The organism is Pseudomonas sp. PS02288, from assembly GCF_029959715.1.
Classification (GTDB): Bacteria; Pseudomonadota; Gammaproteobacteria; order Pseudomonadales; family Pseudomonadaceae; genus Pseudomonas_O; species Pseudomonas_O kuykendallii.
On sequence record NZ_JASCPA010000006.1, the window covers coordinates 47,528 to 64,202 of the forward strand.

The following is a 16,675-nucleotide window of genomic DNA, read 5'->3' on the forward strand; positions in this document are numbered from 1 at the left end:
GTGCGGGACGCCGCGCGATGAGCGACTCGACCGACGCTGACGAGGCGCACGCCTGGGCCTCGCCGAACGATCCGCAGGCCCGCCGCGAGGCGCTGTATCTGGTGCTCAGCCAGGTGCCGAGGGGCTGCGTGGTCAGCTACGGACAGCTCGCCGAACTGGCCGGCCTCGGCCGCGCGGCGCGCTGGGTGGGGCGAACCCTGGCGCAGTTGCCGGAGGGTTCGGCATTGCCCTGGCACCGCGTCATAGCCGCCGGCGGACGACTGAGCCTGCAGGCCGGCAGCGCCTCCGGCGACGAGCAGCGCGCGCGCCTGCGCGACGAAGGCGTGAGCGTGCGCAATGACCGTGTGGACATGCGTCGGCACGGCTGGCGCCCGACGGAGCAACGCGGTTAGAGTGCGCCCTTTGTCAGCCACCCGCGTACCCTCATGTCCCGTAAAACCTGGCGCGACGCACTCCGCGCCTACGCCACCCCGGCTTCCCTCGCCCTTCTGCTGCTCGGGTTCGCGGCGGGGCTGCCAGCGGTGCTGGTGTTCTCGACGCTGTCGGTCTGGCTGCGCGAGGCCGGGGTGTCGCGCGAAACCATCGGCTACGCCAGCTGGATCAGCCTCGCCTACGCCTTCAAGTGGGTCTGGTCGCCGATGCTCGACCAATGGCGCCTGCCGCTACTCGGTGCCCTGGGCAAACGCCGCTCCTGGCTGATCCTCTCGCAGTCGCTGATCGCCATCGGCCTGGTCGGCATGGCGCTGTGCGATCCGCGCGACCACCTGGCGCTGCTGATCGCCTTCGCCGTGGCCGTGGCCTTCGCCTCGGCGACCCAGGACATCGCCATCGATGCCTACCGCCTGGAAATCGCCGAGGACAGCTACCAGGCCGCCCTCGCCGCCTCGTACATGACCGGCTACCGCGTGGCGATGCTGCTGGCCACCGCCGGCGCGCTGTTCCTCGCCGACTGGCTGGGCTCGAGCAGCCAGCACTATGACCAGAGCGCCTGGGCCAGCACCTACATCGCCTTCGCCCTGCTGATCCTGCCCGGCCTGATGACCAGCCTGGCGATCCGCGAACCCGAGGCCACCACCCCGCTGCCGAACCGTACCTCGCTGTTCGGCTTCAACCACCAGCTCGCCTCGATCGGCCTGCTGCTGGTGATGCTGATCTCGGTGCCCGCGCTGATCAACGCGCTGATCGCCACCGCCTGGCCGCGTGCCGCGCTGTACGGGCTGTTCATCCTCGGCTGCCTGTCGCCCTGGGGCCGCGCGCTGCTGCTGCCGGTCGGCAGCACGCTGCGCCAGGCCTATCAGCGCAAGCGCACGCGGCACCTGGATTTCGTCAACCAGGGTGTTTCGGTGATCGTGCTGATCATCCTGATGGTCGCCTTCACCGGCGGTCTGCAGTCGTACTACGGAGGCTACTGGCCGCGCGGGACCATGTACCTGCTGATCTGCCTGGGCTGCCTGTCCGCCCCCGGCCGTCTGCTGATGGCGCCGGTGCTGACGCCGATCAGCGACTTCATCCTGCGCTACCGCTGGCAGGCGCTGATGCTGCTGGGGCTGATCGCCACCTATCGGATGTCGGACACGGTGATGGGCGTGATGGCCAACGTCTTCTACATCGACCAGGGCTTCAGCAAGGACCAGATCGCGGGTGTCAGCAAGATCTTCGGGCTGATAATGACGCTGCTCGGCGGGGTGTTCGGCGGCCTGCTGATCGTGCGTTTCGGCATCCTGCCGATCCTCTTCATAGGCGGCGCCGCCTCGGCCGGCACCAACCTCCTGTTCGTCGTGCTGGCGGGGATGGGGGCGGACCTGCAGATGCTGGTGCTGACCATCTCCTGCGACAACTTCAGCGCCGGGCTGGCCTCCACCGCGTTCGTCGCCTACCTGTCGAGCCTGACCAACCTGAAGTTCTCGGCCACCCAGTACGCCATGCTCAGCTCGCTGATGATGCTGCTGCCGCGCCTGCTCGGGGGCTATTCGGGGGTGATGGTGGAGAAGGTCGGCTACAGCGATTTCTTCCTCATCACCACGCTCCTCGGCGTGCCGACGCTGATCCTCATCCTGATGCAGTGGCGCCGCCTGCGCCGCGAGCCGCAACCGGTCGAGGAGCAGGCGGAAGCGGCGACGCAAACGCAGAACGATCGCCCAGCGTGATCGCTCAGACGGCCGGCTCGTCGCTCTTCATTACATGGATGACCCGTTGCGGGAACGGGATGCCGATGCCCACTGCTCCGAGACGGTCACGCACCACTTCGTTGAGCATGAACGTCACCGGCCAGTAGTCGCCGTTCCTGGTCCAGATGCGCAGCGACAGGGTGATCGCATTGTCGCCCAGCGCCGCCACCACCACCTGCGGCGCCGGCTCCGCGAGCACCCGTTCATCCTCCGCCAGCGCCAGCAGCACGTCCTTGGCCTTCTGCAGGTCGGCGGTGTAGTCCACGCCTACGTCGAACACCACCTTGCGGGTCTCCTGCCGGGAGACGTTGGTGATGATGCCGTTGGACAGGTTGCCGTTGGGTATCACCACCGTGCGGTTGTCACCGGTGCGCAGAATGGTGTGGAAAATCTGGATGCTGTCGACGGTGCCGGCCACACCTTGCGCCTCGATCCAGTCGCCGATGCGGAACGGGCGGAATATCAGGATCAGCACGCCGCCAGCAAAGTTTGCCAGGCTGCCCTGCAGTGCCAGGCCGATGGCCAGGCCGGCAGCGCCGATGGCGGCAATGAACGAAGTGGTCTGCACGCCGATCATCGAGGCCACACTGACCAGCAGCAGAATCTTCAGGGCAATCCCGCTGAGGCTGCCGATGAAGCCCTGCAACGCCGGGTCGATCCTGCGGACCGCGAGCAGCCCCACCACCCTCGCCACCAGCCGGTTGATCAGCCACCAGCCGATCAGCAGGGTGATCGCCGCCAGCAGCAGTTGGCCGCCGTATTCCAGCACCCGTGGCAACCAGGCCTCGGAGGCCTCTAGCAGGTGGTTCATTTCAGCACTCAGGTCCATCAAGGAGCTCCAGTAAGGTGTGAAGGGACGCGGGGGCGGCGCCCGGAAAAACATGGAAAATGCGACGCCCGGCGGAGGGCCGGGGTTCCGACCCGGGCGACAGAGGGTCAGTCGCGGAAGTTGTTGTACTGCAGCGGCATGCCCAGGTCCTGGGTGCGCAGCAGGGCGATGGCTTCCTGCAGGTCATCGCGCTTCTTGCCGGTGATGCGAACCTGCTCGCCCTGGATGGCGGCCTGCACTTTGAGCTTCGCGTCCTTGATCAGCGCGACGATCTTCTTCGCCAGTTCCTTGTCGATGCCTTCGCGCAGCGTGGCTTCCTGCTTCACCACCTTGCCGGAGGCATAGGCGTCCTTGAGTTCCAGGCACTGCACGTCGATCTTGCGCTTGACCAGCGACAGCTTGAGGATCTCGATCATCTGCTCGAGCTGGAAATCCGCCTCGGCGGTCAGGGTGACGACCTTTTCCTTGAACTCGAAACTGCCCTTGCCACGCAGGTCGTAGCGGCGTTCGAGTTCCTTCATGGCATTGTCCACGGCATTGGTGACTTCGTGCTTGTCCAGCTCCGACACCACGTCGAAAGAGGGCATGTGGCTTGCTCCAGATTGGTGGCGCGTTCGAACTCTCGAGCGGTTCGCGCCTGGCTTGACGGTTGAAAATGCCGGGTCATTATAACCGCACAACTATGCGGCGCCCCCCGGCTGGCAGGAAGTCGGCCCCTATTGCGAGTTCGCTAAATGCCCAACGCTTACCTCAGCATCCTGGTCGTGGATGACGCCAAATTCTCCAGCGCCATGATCGGCCGGGCACTCAGCCAGGCCGGTTATCAGGATGTGCGCTTCGCCAGCAGCGCGACGGAGGCGCTGCGGCAACTCGAAACGCGCGCGGCCAGCGTGCTGCTCGCCGACTGGCTGATGCCGGAGATCGACGGCCTTGAGCTGACCGCGCGGGTACGCCAGCTCGACGAGATGGCCGATCACTACACCTACATCGTCCTGCTCACCGGCAAGGAAGGCGAAAACGTGCTGCACGAAGCCTTCGACCGCGGCGTCGACGATTTCATCAGCAAGTCGGAAATGAGCGAACAGTTGCTGCCGCGCGTGTTCGCCGCCGACCGCCTGTGCAACACCCTGCAGCGGCTGCTCCAGGAAAACCGCCTGCTGACGCAGAACATCGCCAGCCTCGAACAGCGCAACCTGGTCGACTCGGTCACCGGCCTGGGCAATCCGCGCTACCTGCGGCTCAAGCTCGGCGACAGCCTGCGACAGGTGGAATCGCGTGGCGGCGCGCTGTGCTACCTGCTGATCGGGCTGCCGGAAACCGGCGAACTGCGGCAGAAGTATGGCGAGGATTTCCATGCCGAACTGCTCCACGGCATCGCCCGTCGCCTGCAACAGCTGGTGCGCCCGCTGGACGTGCTGGTGCGCCTGGACGACACCCATTTCGGCCTGATCACCCTCATCGACGACCTTCATGAATGCTCGCCGACCAGCTTCCGGCGCCTGCACGAAGGCCTCAACCTCAAGGCCTTCAAGACCAGCGAAGGGTTCATCACTTTGAAGGCCGGGATCGGCCTGGTCGGCGCGGATGCCAAGGCGCTGCCGCTGGATGCGCAGACGCTGATCGAGCACGGCCAGAACCTGCTGCCGGAGGCCTACGCCAGCGGCCGCATCGCCGCCCTGCGCCTGGGCAGCCGCTGATGCCGACGCACGCGTGAGCTGGCATGTACTCGGCGCGGGCAGCCTCGGCACCCTGTGGGCGGCGCGCCTGGCCCAGGCGGGGCTGCCGGTCACGCTGATTCTGCGCGATGAGAAGCGCCTGGCCGACTACCGCCGCGCCGGTGGCCTGAGCCTGGTGGAAAACGGCCAGCGCACCCTTCATCCGCTCCCCGCCAAAACCCTCGCCGATACGGCGCCGATACATCGCCTGCTGCTCGCCTGCAAGGCCTATGACGCCGCCTCCGCGGTCGCGGCACTGGCTCCGCGCCTGGCCCCGAAGGCCGAGCTGCTGCTGTTGCAGAACGGCATCGGCAGCCAGGAAGAAGTCGCCGCCCTGGCGCCGCACGCGCGCTGCATCCTGGTCTCCAGTACCGAAGGCGCGTTCCGGCAAGCCGACTTCGAGGTGATCTTCGCCGGGCACGGCTTCAACTGGCTCGGCGACCCGCTCGACCCCACTCCGCCGGGCTGGCTCGCGCAGCTGGAGCAGGCCGGAATACCCCAGCAGTGGACGCCGGACATCCTCACCCGACTGTGGCGCAAGCTGGCTTTGAACTGCGCGATCAACCCGCTGACGGTGCTGCACGACTGCCGCAACGGCGGGCTGGCCGAGCACCCGGCGGAGGTCGCGATCCTCTGCGCCGAGCTCGGCGAATTACTCGAAGGCTGCGGCCAGCCGGCGGCCGCCGAGCACCTGCACGACGACGTGCAGCGGGTGATCCAGGCCACCGCGGCGAACCATTCCTCCATGCACCAGGACGTCGCCGCCGGTCGCCGCACCGAGGTCGCCTACCTGCTCGGACGCGCCTGCGCGGTGGCCGAGCGCCACGCGCTGGATCTGCCGCACCTGCGCGCCCTGCACCAGCGGCTGCTCGCGCACCTCGCCGCGCGCGGATTGCCGGTGCACTGAAGCGCGGCTACCCTGCCGGTTCATTCCGCACGCTACGACCCGCCATGATCCTGCGTCAGCGTCTCGAAAATCTCCCGGTCGGCCGCAAGCTGCTCGCCGCCTTGCTGGTATTGCTCGCCACCGTGCTGCTGGTGGCCAACCTCGCCTTCATCAGCGCCGCGTACTGGATTTCCCAGGAAAGCATGGCGCCGCAAGCGCTGCAGACCCTCGGCCGGCTGATCGCCAACCCGGCGCTGAGCGCCCCGGCGCTGGCCTCGCCGGAAACCGCGCGGGAGCTGCTCGAGAACCTGCGCGACTACCCTCCCCTGCGCGCCGCGGCGATCTACGGCGGCGACGGCCGGCTCGTCGCGCAACTCGCCCGCGGCGAGAAGCTCGACCTGCCTCGGCGCCTGGACCGACTGGAGCGCTGGCGCACCGCCGAATTCCGCACCAACCAGCTGATCCCGCTGCCGCAGGCCGACGGGCCGCCCGGCAACCTGTTGCTGGTGGCGTCCAGCGAGCTGCCCGGCGCTTTCTACACCGGCACCCTCACCGCCAGCCTGGTGATTCTCGCCTTCAGCGTACTGTTCTGGCTGCTGGTGGCGCGGCAGATTCGCCGCCTGGTGACCAAGCCGATCCGCCGCCTGGAAGAGCTTTCGCGCCAGGTCACCCGCGAGGAGAACTACTCGCTGCGTGCGCGCCGCGGCAACCACGACGAGATCGGCAGCCTGGCCGAGGCCTTCAACACCATGCTGGCGCGCATCCAGGCACGCGAGCAGCAGCTCGAGCGTGCGCGCGACGATGCCCAGGCCGCTTTTTCCCAGGCGCGCAACCTGGCCGAGGAAACCCGCCACACGAACCTGCAGCTGGAACTCGAAGTGCAGGTGCGCAGCAAGATCGAGAAGAAGCTCACCGGCTTCCAGAGCTACCTCAACAGCATCATCGACTCGATGCCCTCGGCGCTGATCGCGCTGGACGAGCAGATGTACGTGACCCAGTGGAACAAGGAGGCCAGCCTGCTTTCCGGCACCGGCCTGGACGAGGCGATGAACAAACCGATCTTCCTCGCCTTCCCGCCGCTCAAGCCCTACCTGGAGGCCCTGCGACGCAGTGCCGAGCATTGCCGGGTCGAGGAAGTCGAGCGCGTCACCTGGCCCAAGGACGGCGAGTCCCGCCACTACGCGCTGACCTTCTTCCCGCTGATGGGCGGCAGCGGCAAGGGCGGCGTGGTGATCCGCATCGACGACATCACCCAGCGCCTGTCGCTGGAGGAAGTGATGGTGCAGTCGGAGAAGATGCTCTCGGTCGGCGGGCTGGCCGCCGGCATGGCGCACGAGATCAACAACCCGCTGGGCGCCGTGCTGCACAACGTGCAGAACATCCGCCGGCGGCTGTCGCCGGAGCTGGCGAAGAACCTCGAACAGGCGCAACTCGCCGGCATCGGCCTGGAGCAGATCAACGCCTACCTGCAGGCCCGCGAGGTACCGCAACTGCTCGACGGCATCCAGTCCGCCGGCAGCCGCGCGGCGAAGATCGTCAGCCACATGCTGTCGTTCAGCCGCCTGAGCAACCGTGAGCTGATGCCCTGCCTGCTGCCGACGGTGATCGACCAGGCGCTGGAAATCGCCGGCAACGACTTCGACCTGGCCGACGGCTTCGACTTCAAGGCGCTGGACATCCACCGCGAATTCGACGACGAGCTGGGCAAGGTGCCGTGCATCGCCAACGAGCTGGAACAGGTGCTGCTCAACCTGCTGAAGAACGCTGCCCAGGCCATCCACCAGCGCGAGGACGACGAGCCCGGACGCATCGTCGTGCGCACCCGGCGCAACCCGCCGTGGGCGGAAATCCAGGTGCAGGACAACGGCGTGGGGATTCCCGAGGCGGTGCGCAAACGGATTTTCGAGCCGTTCTTCACCACCAAGGAGGTCGGCCAAGGAACCGGGCTGGGCCTGTCGGTCTCTTATTTCATCATCACCAACAACCACAAGGGCCAGATGGACGTGCAGTCGAAGCCGGGTCAGGGCACCCTCTTCACCCTGCGCCTGCCGCTGCCCGCCACGAGTGACCAGGACAACTGATGGGAAATCGCCTGACCAGGATCTACACGCGCACCGGCGACGCCGGCGAAACCGGGCTGGCCGACGGTCGCCGGGTTGCCAAGGACCATCCGCGGGTGGAGGCGATGGGCGAGCTGGACAGCCTCAACAGCGCCCTCGGCCTGCTGCTCGCCGAACTCGCCGAGGCACAGACGGACTGCCCCGCCCTCGGCGAGCTGATCGAGGTGCTCGAACCCTGCCAGCACCGCCTGTTCGACCTCGGCGGCGAGCTGGCGATGCCGGTCTACCAGGCGCTCGACGAGGCGGAGGTCACCCGCCTGGAACAGGCCATCGACCGCTGGAACGAGGAACTCGGCCCACTGCAAAACTTCATCCTGCCCGGTGGCTCGCGCCTGATCGCCCAGGCTCACGTCTGCCGCAGCCAGGCGCGCGCCGCCGAACGTCGCTGCCAGGCGCTGAACGCCGAAGAGCCGCTGCGCCCGGTTGGCCTGGCCTACGTCAATCGCCTGTCCGACCTGCTGTTCGTCGCCGCGCGGATGATCGCGCGCCGCCAGGGCCGCGCGGAAATCCTCTGGCAGGCCGCGAAGAAGGCCGCCGAGTGAAGGCGCCGATCCGATGAGCGCGCCGGCAGCCGCCTCCAACCGCAACCTAGATGGCCTGCACGCCGCCTGGGAAGCGCTGGTGGTGCTGCTGGTGTGTGCCAACCTGGCGCTGATCCTGTTCGACGGCCTGTTCGCCCTGGCGCCGCTGAACCAGGCGCTGCAGAGCGTGCTGCCGGGCTTCCACGCCTTCTACGACCGCCGCATCCACGCGCACTTCGCCTTCATCGACCTGTGCTTCGTGGCGGTCTTCCTGTTCGACGTGCTGCTCGGCTGGGCGGTGGCGATCGCCGAACGCCGCTACGCGCGCTGGTACTACTACCCCTTCGCCCACTGGTACGACGTACTCGGCTGCATCCCGCTGGCCGGCCTGCGCTGGTTGCGCGTGCTGCGCATCGGCGTGCTGCTGATCCGCCTGCAACGCCTCGGATTGATCGACATGCGCCGCTGGGCGCTCTACGGCTTCCTCAACCGCTACTGGCAATTGCTGCTCGAAGAGCTCTCGGACCGGGTAATGGTCAAGCTGTTCTCGCGCCTGCAGCAGGAAATCGGCGCCAGCGACGACCTCTCGCGGCGGCTGATCAATGGCGTGATCCGTCCGCGCAAGCAGCGGCTGCTGGACGACCTGTCGCGACGCCTGCAGGGCATGTTGGAAAACGGCTACCGGAGCAACCGTGGCGCCATCGACGGCTATGTCAGCGCTCTGGTGCACCAGGCGCTGATGAACAACGAGGAACTGCGCAAGCTGCGCCGCCTGCCGCTGGGTTCGCAGTTCGCCGACAGCCTGGACGCCGCCCTCGGCGATATCGTCCGCCGCCTGCTCGCCGGCGCGGTGGAGGAGCTGCAGCGCGAGCAGTTCAAGGCGCTGGCGGCGAACCTCACCGATCAGTTCTTCGAGGCCTGGCTGTACGAGGACGAAAGCACCGACCTGGCCCTGGAAGAGCTGCTGGTGGACCTCATCGAAGTGCTCAAGCAGCAGGTGCTCGACCGTCGCTGGAGCCGTTTCGTCGGCCCGCCCGCGCCTTCCGACCTGCCGCGCTGAAGCATCGATCAGGCCCTTCGAGGAACTCGCCCGCCTTCGGGCTGCCCCAGTAACACCCGTGCGCCTGACCGGCGTCATCCGTGTGGCGCGGGAGAGGCCCAGACTGGCTATCAACGCATAACCGAAGGGTGACGTTGCATGGAGTTCAAGGACTACTACCAGGCCCTCGGCGTGGCGCCGGAGGCCGACGAGAAGGCGATCAAGACCGCCTACCGCAAGCTCGCGCGCAAATACCATCCGGACGTCAGCGACGATCCCGACGCCGAGAACAGGTTCAAGGACGTGGTCGAAGCCTATGAGGTGCTGAAGAACCCGGAGAAGCGCGCCGAGTACGACGAGTTGCGCCGCTACGGCAACCGCAGCCAGTTCGAGCCGCCGCCGGGCTGGCAACCCAGCGCCGCGCAGCATGAACCGCACCAGCGCTACGACGGCGACTTCTCCGACTTCTTCGAGTCGATCTTCGGCAGCGCCTCCGGGCGGGCGCGGGGCGGCCGGCGCGGCCAGGACGTCGAGCTGGAACTGCCGGTGTTCCTCGAGGAAACCCTCGCCGAGGAATCCAAGCAGATCAGCTTCAAGGTCCCGGCATTCGACGCCCAGGGCCGCCGCGAAGACCTGACGCGCACGCTCAACGTGAAGATTCCCGCCGGCGTGCTCGACGGCGAGCGCATCCGCCTCAAGGGCCAGGGCGCGCCAGGCGTGGGCGAGGCGCCAGCCGGCGACCTCTACCTGACGCTGCGCCTGGTGCCGCACCCGCTGTTCGACGTGGAAGCGCACAACCTGATCATCACCGTGCCGCTGGCGCCCTGGGAAGCGGCGCTGGGCGCGAAGATCACGGTTCCGACACTGGACGGACGCATCAACCTGAGCATCCCGCCGGACAGCCAGACCGGCCAGCGCCTGCGGGTGAAAGGCAAAGGCCTGCCCGGCAAGCAGGGCCGCGGCGACCTGTTCGCCCTGCTGAAGGTGGTGATGCCGGGCAAAACCAGTGATTCGACGCGCGGTCTATGGCAGGCGCTCGCCGAGAAGGCGGCCTTCGATCCCCGAGCGCAATGGAGTAAAGAGCAATGACCACGCTGATCGTGACCTTCGGGGTCGAGGAATTCTGCCGCAGCGCGAACCTGTCGCGCGAGGTGCTGATCGAGATCGTCGAACTGGGGATTCTCGAGCCCAGCGAAGCAACTGTCGAACGCTGGTCGTTCGACCTCGATGCGCTGCTGATGGCCAAGCGCGCGCTGCGCCTGAAACAGGATTTCGAACTGGACTGGCCGGGTATCGCCCTGGCCCTGCGACTGCTCGACGAGGTCGACCAGCTCAAGCGCGAGAACCAGCAGCTGCGTCAGCGCCTGGAGCGTTTCATCCAGCACTGAGGCGAGCGCCCGGAGCAACTCGCCGGCCCGGGCGCTTACGCGGTCAGTCCAACGCCCCCTTCCACAAAGCGCGAATCCCGGCGATGCCCTGGGCGCCGATCTGCCAGGCGCGCGGCAGGTCGTCTGGGCCGACGCCGCCGAGCAGGAACGCCGGCTTGTCGAAGCCGCGCAGCAGCTCGCTCGCCGCGTCCCAGCCCAACGGCTGCGCCTCGGGATGGGTGCGCGTGGCCTGCAGCGGCGAAAGGGTGACGAAGTCCACGCCCATCGCGCTGGCCAGGGCCAGTTCCTCGGCGTCGTGACAGGACGCCGCCAGCCAGCGCTCGGCGGGGAACGGGCGGCCCCGCGCCGCGTAGTCGCGCAGCTGTTTCGCGGTCAGGTGCCAGCCGGCCGCCGGGAAATCCCCCAGCCACTCCAGCGGCCCCTTGAGCATCAGCTGCGCCTTGCCGGCGCAGACGCCCTGGATGTCCACGGCGAGGTCGCGGTACTGCGCATCGAACATCCCCGGAGCTCTCAGCTGGATCAGCCGGATACCCTCGGCGATGGCCTGGCGCACGCCGGCGAGCAGGTGCTGCGGCTCCAGCTCATCGGGGGTGATCAGGTAGCGGTCCGGCAATCTGGCCGCCGCCACGATGGGCGCGTTGGCCGCGGGAAACGCGTAGTCCGCCAGGTGCCGCGGCGCGACCCAGGCCAGCGGCTGGCCCTCGGCACCATGCGCCTCGCCGGTGAAGGCGCCGACTTCCCAGACATCCAGCAGCACCTGCTTGTCCGGGTAATCGTGGCGCACCTGGATCAGCGGGCGCGCCTGCGTCACCGCGATGCCCAGCTCCTCGGTCAACTCGCGCGCCAGCGCCGTCTCGATTGATTCGCCGTCCTCGACCTTGCCGCCGGGAAACTCCCAGAGTCCGCCTTGATGCTTGTCGTCCGGACGCCGGGCGATCAGGACCCGGCCGTCCGCGGCGCGGATCACCGCCGCCGCGACATGGATGCGTTTCATGCAATGATCTCCGTTTCTTCGAGGGCCGCGCGATACCAGCGCTGGAAGGCCGGCCAACGGTAGATGGTTTCGACGTAGTCCGCCGCCACACGCGGCAGCGCGACCCGATAGCTGCGCAAGCGCGCGGCGATCGGTGCGTAGAAGGCATCGGCGATGCTCGGCTGGCCGAAGAGGAATTCGCCCCCGGCGCCGAAGCGCGCCCGGCAATCGTTCCAGATCGCGCACACGCGCTCGATGTCGGCAACGGCCGGATCGGGTATGACCGGCAGCGCCTGATCGCGCTTGAGGTCCATCGACAGGTGGCTGCGCAGGCCAACGAAGCCGCTGTGCATCTCGGCGCAGATCGAGCGCGCCAGCGCGCGGGCATATTCGTCGCGCGGCCACAGGCCGGCGCCGGGGAAACGCTCGGCGAGGTACTCGGCGATGGCCAGCGAATCCCACACCGGGCCGAGTTCGGTCTGCAGCACCGGCACCTTGCCGGTCGGCGATTGCGCGCGCAGCAACGTGCGGCTGTCGGCCTGGTACAGCGCGATGCGCAGTTCCTCGTAGGGCGCGCCGGCCAGTTCCAGGGCGAGGGCCGCGCGCAGCGACCAGGACGAGTAGTTCTTGTTGCCGATCACCAGCGTAAGGGACATGCGGGCTTCCTTGGTTTGCGTCTTGTCTGAAGGGACCATAAGAGGCGCGGAAGGAACAGGCAAATTCCCATTCGGCATGGGCGGATGAACGGCGGGAATGCCGCCGGGGCGGCCCCGCGCGCCAGCCGGCGCACGGAGCCCGACGCGGATCAGGTGCGGTATTCGGCGTTGATCTTCACGTATTCGTGGGACAGGTCGGTGGTCCAGATCGTTTCGCTGCAGTTGCCGCGGCCCAGTTCGATGCGGATGCCGATTTCCGCCCCGGCCATCACCGCCGAGCCCTGTTCCTCGGTGTAGCTCGGCGAGCGGCAGCCCTTGCTGGCGATGCAAACGTCGCCGAGGAAGACGTCGATCTTGCTGACGTCCAGCTGCGCCACGCCCGCGCGGCCGACGGCGGCGAGGATGCGCCCCCAGTTCGGGTCGGAGGCGAACAGCGCGGTCTTGATCAGCGGCGAATGGGCGACGGCGTAGCCGACGTCCAGGCATTCCTGCTGGGTGGCACCGCCGTTGACCTGCACGGTGACGAACTTGGTCGCCCCTTCGCCGTCGCGCACGATGGCCTGGGCCAGCTCCATGGCGACGTCCAGCACCGCCTGCTTGAGCGCGGCGAACAGCGCGCCGCTGGGCTGGACGATCTCGTCGAGCGCGGCCTGGCCAGTGGCAATCAGCATGCAGCAGTCGTTGGTCGAGGTGTCGCCGTCGATGGTGATGCGGTTGAACGACTTGTTCGCGGCATCGCGCAGCAGGTCCTGCAGCACGCCCTGGGCGACCTTGGCGTCGGTGGCGATGTAACCGAGCATGGTCGCCATGTTCGGCTTGATCATGCCGGCGCCCTTGCTGATGCCGGTGACCGTGACCGTGACGCCGTCGTGCACGAACTGCCGGCTGGCGCCCTTGGGCAGGGTGTCGGTGGTCATGATGCCGCTGGCGGCAGCGCCCCAGTTGTCGGCCTTGAGGTCGGCCAGGGCTGCCGGCAGCGCGGCCTCGATCTTCTCCACCGGCAGCGGCTCGCCGATCACCCCGGTGGAGAACGGCAGCACGCTGCCCTCCTCCACGCCCGCCAGCCGGGCCAGCTCGGCGCAGGTGCGGGTCGCCGCGTGCAGGCCGGGCTCGCCGGTCCCGGCGTTGGCGTTGCCGGTGTTGGTCAGCAGGTAGCGCACCGCGCCGCCGAGCACGCGCTTCTTCGACAGGATCACCGGCGCGGCGCAGAAGGCGTTGAGGGTGAACACCCCGGCGACGGCGGAACCTTCGGCGCAGCGCATCAGCACCACGTCCTTGCGCCCGGGGCGCTTGATACCGGCAGAGGCGATGCCGAGTTCGAAACCGGGAACCGGATGCAGGGTAGGCAGAGGACCAAGACCGACAGCCATGGATGCGCTCCTTCGTGGCAGTGATGAAATGCCGCAGCGACTACGGCGTAAAAACGCCGCGAGCGGCTGAGCCGGTCGCGGCGTGGGTAGCGTGGGTCATCGGAGCAGCGGTTTTACTGCACCTGACCGTGGCAATGCTTGTACTTCTTGCCCGACCCGCAGGGGCAGGGTTCGTTGCGGCCGATCTTCGCCTCGGTGCGCGCCGGCGCCTGGGCCACGGCCACGTCGTCATCGACGGAGGCGACTTCCGGCGTCTCCTCGGCCTCGATACCTGGCGCCTCGGCATGCTGGAACTGCATGCGTTCGGCCAGCGCCTCGGCTTCGCGACGCATGCGCGCCTCCTCCTCGGCCGGGTCCTCGCGGCGAACCTGAACGTGCGAGAGCACGCGGATCGAGTCGCGGCGGATGGAGTCGAGCAGTTCCTGGAACAGGGTGAACGACTCGCGCTTGTACTCCTGCTTCGGGTTCTTCTGCGCGTAGCCACGCAGGTGAATGCCGTGGCGCAGGTGGTCCATGGTCGACAGGTGGTCCTTCCACAGGTCGTCCAGCACGCGCAGGACGATCTGCTTCTCGAAGCTGCGCAGCGCGTCGGCGCCGGCCATTTCTTCCTTCTCGCGGTAGGCGACCAGCAGGTGCTCGTGAATCTTCTCGCGCAGGTTCTCTTCGTGCAGGTGGTCGTCTTCGTCGAGCCATTGCTGAACCGGCAATTGGATGCCGAAATCGCTGTTCAGCGCGGCCTCCAGGCCGGCGACGTCCCACTGCTCGGGAAGCGATTGCGGCGGAATGTGCTGGGCGACGGTGGCGGCCAGCGCTTCCTCGCGGAACTCGGCGATGGTGTCGCCGATGTTGTCCGCGGCCAGCAGGCTGTTGCGCATGTGGTAGATCACCTTGCGCTGTTCGTTGGCCACGTCGTCGAACTCGAGGAGCTGCTTGCGGATGTCGAAGTTGCGACCCTCGACCTTGCGCTGCGCCTTCTCGATGGCGTTGGTCACCATGCGGTGCTCGATCGCCTCGCCGGGCTGCATGCCCAGGGCCTTCATGAAGTTTTTCACGCGGTCGGAGGCGAAGATGCGCATCAGGCTGTCTTCCAGCGACAGGTAGAAGCGGCTGGAACCGGCGTCACCCTGGCGACCGGCACGGCCACGCAGCTGGTTGTCGATACGGCGGGACTCGTGGCGCTCGGAGGCGATCACGTGCAGGCCGCCGGACTCCAGCACTTGCGTATGACGCTTCTGCCAGTCGGCCTTGATCTGCGCGATCTGCTCCTCGGTGGGGTTCTCCAGCGCCGCGACCTCGACCTCCCAGTTGCCGCCCAGCAGGATGTCGGTACCCCGACCGGCCATGTTGGTGGCGATGGTCAGCGCGCCAGGGCGCCCTGCCTGGGCGATGATCTCGGCTTCCTTCTCGTGGAACTTGGCGTTGAGGACCTTATGCTCGATGCCTTCCTGGGTGAGCAGGCGGGACATGTGCTCGGAGGTTTCGATGGTGGCCGTACCGACCAGCACAGGACGCCCCTGGGCCAGGCTTTCCTTGATGTCGGTGACGATCGCCGCGTACTTCTCTTCCTGGGTCAGGTAGACCAGGTCGTTGAAGTCCTGACGCGCCAGCGGGCGGTTGGTCGGGATCACCACCACGGCCAAGCCGTAGATCTGGTGGAACTCGAAGGCCTCGGTGTCGGCGGTGCCGGTCATGCCGGCCAGCTTGGTGTAGAGGCGGAAGTAGTTCTGGAAGGTGGTAGAAGCCAGCGTCTGGCTTTCGGCCTGGATGTTCACCCCTTCCTTGGCCTCGATGGCCTGGTGCAGGCCCTCCGACAGGCGACGGCCCTGCATGGTGCGGCCGGTGTGCTCGTCGATCAGGACGACCTGGCCGTTCTGCACGATGTACTCGACGTTGCGCTGGAACAGCGTGTGCGCACGCAGGGCCGCATAGACGTGGGTCAGCAGGCCGAGGTTGTGCGCCGAATACAGGCTCTCGCCCTCGGCCAGCAGGCCTACCTGGGTGAGCATGTCCTCGACGTACTGATGGCCCTGTTCGTTGAGCTCGACCTGGCGGCTCTTCTCGTCGACCTTGTAGTGGCCTTCCTGGGTGACGACGCCCTCTTCTTCCTCGATGTGCTGCTTGAGGCGCGGAATCAGCTTGTTGATCTCGATGTACAGCTTGGAGCTGTCTTCGGCCTGGCCGGAGATGATCAGCGGGGTACGCGCTTCGTCGATGAGGATGGAGTCGACTTCGTCGATCACGGCGAAGTTGAGTTCGCGCTGGAACTTGTCCTCGACGCTGAACGCCATGTTGTCGCGCAGGTAGTCGAAGCCGAATTCGTTGTTGGTGCCGTAGGTGATGTCGCACGCGTAGGCGGCGCGCTTTTCTTCCGGCGGCTGAAACGGGCTGACGATGCCCACGCTAAGACCGAGGAATTCGTACAGCGGGCGCATCCAGTTGGCATCGCGGCGGGCCAGGTAGTCGTTCACCGTGACCACGTGGACACCCTTGCCTTCCAGGGCGTTGAGGTACACCGCCAGGGTGCCGACCAGGGTCTTGCCCTCGCCGGTACGCATCTCGGCGATCTTGCCTTCGTGGAGGGTCATGCCGCCGATCAGCTGGACGTCGAAGTGGCGCATGCCCATGACGCGCTTGCCGGCCTCGCGGGCCACGGCAAAGGCTTCCGGAAGCAGCTGGTCGAGGGTTTCGCCTTTGCTCAGACGAGCCTTGAACTCCTCGGTCTTGGCCCGCAGTTGCTCGTCGGTGAGAGCCAGCATCTGCTCTTCGAACCCGTTGGCAACCTGTACCGTCTTGAGCATGCGTTTGACTTCACGCTCATTCTTGCTTCCGAAAAGTTTTTTCAACAAAGGCGCAAACATATCGACAGGATCTTCCACGCGTATGGATTGAGGACGCCCTGAACAGGACGCCCGGGCAGCCTCATGGCTGCATGCGAAAGGACGCATTCTACTCGGAAACGAACATGAGGAAAGCGGCGTCGTTTCGCGGTGCCATCATGGCCCGACGCCAG

The 16,675-nt window shown here is 67.1% G+C and carries 15 protein-coding genes; 9 read left to right on the top strand and 6 right to left on the bottom strand.

The window, feature by feature from the left end; translation table 11 throughout:
• Window positions 1-17: 17 nt before the first annotated feature.
• Both QMX85_RS04510 and QMX85_RS04515 read left to right on the top strand, forming a co-directional pair.
• Window positions 18-392: an MGMT family protein gene (locus QMX85_RS04510; RefSeq protein ID WP_282339001.1), complete on the top strand. Its 375-nt coding sequence runs from the start codon at window positions 18-20 to the stop codon at window positions 390-392.
• 33 nt (window positions 393-425) lie between these two features.
• Window positions 426-2,147, top strand: a complete 1,722-nt coding sequence (locus QMX85_RS04515) for an AmpG family muropeptide MFS transporter (RefSeq protein ID WP_282339003.1) — start codon at window positions 426-428, stop codon at window positions 2,145-2,147.
• A 4-nt stretch (window positions 2,148-2,151) separates the two neighbouring features.
• Here the strand turns inward: QMX85_RS04515 and QMX85_RS04520 are convergent, their stop codons facing one another.
• Window positions 2,152-2,997, bottom strand: a complete 846-nt coding sequence (locus tag QMX85_RS04520; protein ID WP_282339004.1) for a mechanosensitive ion channel family protein — start codon at window positions 2,995-2,997, stop codon at window positions 2,152-2,154.
• 107 nt (window positions 2,998-3,104) lie between these two features.
• Window positions 3,105-3,584, bottom strand: coding sequence for a YajQ family cyclic di-GMP-binding protein (locus QMX85_RS04525; protein WP_282339005.1), 480 nt, complete (start codon window positions 3,582-3,584; stop codon window positions 3,105-3,107).
• Window positions 3,585-3,731: 147 nt separating this feature from the next.
• Between QMX85_RS04525 and QMX85_RS04530 the strand changes: the two genes are divergently transcribed.
• The 7 genes from QMX85_RS04530 (at window position 3,732) to QMX85_RS04560 (ending at window position 10,666) form a co-directional block, all read left to right on the top strand.
• Window positions 3,732-4,694, top strand: a complete 963-nt coding sequence (locus QMX85_RS04530; protein ID WP_282339006.1) for a response regulator — start codon at window positions 3,732-3,734, stop codon at window positions 4,692-4,694.
• Window positions 4,695-4,707: 13 nt separating this feature from the next.
• Window positions 4,708-5,619 carry a putative 2-dehydropantoate 2-reductase gene (locus QMX85_RS04535; protein ID WP_282339007.1) on the top strand — a complete coding sequence of 304 codons (912 nt, stop codon included), beginning with the start codon at window positions 4,708-4,710 and terminating at the stop codon, window positions 5,617-5,619.
• Between the two features lie 44 nt (window positions 5,620-5,663).
• Window positions 5,664-7,679, top strand: a complete 2,016-nt coding sequence (locus tag QMX85_RS04540; RefSeq protein WP_282339008.1) for an ATP-binding protein — start codon at window positions 5,664-5,666, stop codon at window positions 7,677-7,679.
• The gene (locus QMX85_RS04545) at window positions 7,679-8,260 is read left to right on the top strand and encodes a cob(I)yrinic acid a,c-diamide adenosyltransferase (RefSeq protein WP_282339009.1); all 582 of its coding nucleotides are present in this window, start codon (window positions 7,679-7,681) and stop codon (window positions 8,258-8,260) included. The genes QMX85_RS04540 and QMX85_RS04545 overlap by 1 nt, the downstream gene beginning before the upstream one ends.
• A gap of 13 nt (window positions 8,261-8,273) precedes the next feature.
• Entirely contained in the window at window positions 8,274-9,299 is a 1,026-nt protein-coding gene (locus tag QMX85_RS04550; protein ID WP_282339010.1) for an ion transporter, read from the top strand.
• 138 nt (window positions 9,300-9,437) lie between these two features.
• On the top strand, window positions 9,438-10,367 hold the full coding sequence (gene cbpA, locus QMX85_RS04555) for a curved DNA-binding protein (protein ID WP_282339011.1): 930 nt from the start codon (window positions 9,438-9,440) through the stop codon (window positions 10,365-10,367).
• Entirely contained in the window at window positions 10,364-10,666 is a 303-nt protein-coding gene (locus tag QMX85_RS04560; RefSeq protein ID WP_282339012.1) for a chaperone modulator CbpM, read from the top strand. The genes cbpA and QMX85_RS04560 overlap by 4 nt, the downstream gene beginning before the upstream one ends.
• A gap of 43 nt (window positions 10,667-10,709) precedes the next feature.
• On the opposite strand, the gene QMX85_RS04565 is transcribed toward QMX85_RS04560, so the two are convergent.
• From QMX85_RS04565 to secA, 4 genes are all read right to left on the bottom strand, one after another.
• Window positions 10,710-11,660, bottom strand: coding sequence for a Nudix family hydrolase (locus tag QMX85_RS04565; RefSeq protein ID WP_282339013.1), 951 nt, complete (start codon window positions 11,658-11,660; stop codon window positions 10,710-10,712).
• Window positions 11,657-12,295 carry a glutathione S-transferase gene (locus tag QMX85_RS04570; protein WP_282339014.1) on the bottom strand — a complete coding sequence of 213 codons (639 nt, stop codon included), beginning with the start codon at window positions 12,293-12,295 and terminating at the stop codon, window positions 11,657-11,659. The genes QMX85_RS04565 and QMX85_RS04570 overlap by 4 nt, the downstream gene beginning before the upstream one ends.
• A gap of 149 nt (window positions 12,296-12,444) precedes the next feature.
• A complete protein-coding gene (gene argJ / locus QMX85_RS04575) occupies window positions 12,445-13,665 on the bottom strand; it encodes a bifunctional glutamate N-acetyltransferase/amino-acid acetyltransferase ArgJ (protein ID WP_282339015.1) in 1,221 nt (406 codons plus the stop codon).
• A gap of 113 nt (window positions 13,666-13,778) precedes the next feature.
• Window positions 13,779-16,523: a preprotein translocase subunit SecA gene (gene secA, locus QMX85_RS04580; protein WP_282339016.1), complete on the bottom strand. Its 2,745-nt coding sequence runs from the start codon at window positions 16,521-16,523 to the stop codon at window positions 13,779-13,781.
• Window positions 16,524-16,675: the final 152 nt, after the last annotated feature.

Excerpts from the sequence above, each read along its gene's own strand:
- QMX85_RS04510 (WP_282339001.1), top strand. The coding sequence starts at position 18 with ATGAGCGACTCGACCGACGCTGACGAGGCGCACGCCTGGGCCTCGCCG.
- QMX85_RS04515 (WP_282339003.1), top strand. The coding sequence starts at position 426 with ATGTCCCGTAAAACCTGGCGCGACGCACTCCGCGCCTACGCCACCCCG.
- QMX85_RS04520 (WP_282339004.1), bottom strand. The coding sequence starts at position 2,997 with ATGGACCTGAGTGCTGAAATGAACCACCTGCTAGAGGCCTCCGAGGCC.
- QMX85_RS04525 (WP_282339005.1), bottom strand. The coding sequence starts at position 3,584 with ATGCCCTCTTTCGACGTGGTGTCGGAGCTGGACAAGCACGAAGTCACC.
- QMX85_RS04530 (WP_282339006.1), top strand. The coding sequence starts at position 3,732 with ATGCCCAACGCTTACCTCAGCATCCTGGTCGTGGATGACGCCAAATTC.
- QMX85_RS04540 (WP_282339008.1), top strand. The coding sequence starts at position 5,664 with ATGATCCTGCGTCAGCGTCTCGAAAATCTCCCGGTCGGCCGCAAGCTG.
- QMX85_RS04545 (WP_282339009.1), top strand. The coding sequence starts at position 7,679 with ATGGGAAATCGCCTGACCAGGATCTACACGCGCACCGGCGACGCCGGC.
- QMX85_RS04550 (WP_282339010.1), top strand. The coding sequence starts at position 8,274 with ATGAGCGCGCCGGCAGCCGCCTCCAACCGCAACCTAGATGGCCTGCAC.
- cbpA (WP_282339011.1), top strand. The coding sequence starts at position 9,438 with ATGGAGTTCAAGGACTACTACCAGGCCCTCGGCGTGGCGCCGGAGGCC.
- QMX85_RS04560 (WP_282339012.1), top strand. The coding sequence starts at position 10,364 with ATGACCACGCTGATCGTGACCTTCGGGGTCGAGGAATTCTGCCGCAGC.
- QMX85_RS04565 (WP_282339013.1), bottom strand. The coding sequence starts at position 11,660 with ATGAAACGCATCCATGTCGCGGCGGCGGTGATCCGCGCCGCGGACGGC.
- QMX85_RS04570 (WP_282339014.1), bottom strand. The coding sequence starts at position 12,295 with ATGTCCCTTACGCTGGTGATCGGCAACAAGAACTACTCGTCCTGGTCG.
- argJ (WP_282339015.1), bottom strand. The coding sequence starts at position 13,665 with ATGGCTGTCGGTCTTGGTCCTCTGCCTACCCTGCATCCGGTTCCCGGT.
- secA (WP_282339016.1), bottom strand. The coding sequence starts at position 16,523 with ATGTTTGCGCCTTTGTTGAAAAAACTTTTCGGAAGCAAGAATGAGCGT.